This window comes from Macrococcus brunensis, assembly GCF_004359615.1.
GTDB lineage: Bacteria > Bacillota > Bacilli > Staphylococcales > Staphylococcaceae > Macrococcus > Macrococcus brunensis.
The window spans coordinates 1-392 of the sequence record NZ_SCWA01000063.1; the positions used below are offsets into that span (position 1 = coordinate 1).

Here is a 392-nt window from a genome sequence, read left to right on the forward strand (position 1 = left end):
GTAGAGTACCAGTGTATCATCTGATAATTGATTATAGGCAGATGCCTCTATTTCATCAATATTTTGATTGCTGACTAGCTTATTAAGATCCCTTAACCCTTTATCACCAAAGAGTATATGGGCATGCATATAGGTGTTCAGTTGTTCATTAGCCTTTTCGCTGTCAGATTGCAGCATATAAACCGATTTTAAGCCGAACTCTTCAGCGAGAATATCAAATGCCATCATATTGAAAGTTAAAGATGGTGTGATAATCAGACACTTATTAAATCGGATCAAATCAGCATGCAGGCGGTCTTTTTCAGATAATATATTTCCACGGTACCGTTCAATACCATCTTCAGGTTTAACGGGGCCACTTGAAAGGACGTCTGCTATCATCACTGGAATAC

1 pseudogene is annotated in these 392 nt (G+C 38.3%); it reads right to left on the minus strand.

The annotated features are described in order from the left end of the window. Positions 1–392, minus strand: a pseudogene (locus ERX27_RS11450) (cation:proton antiporter); the annotation flags it as partial.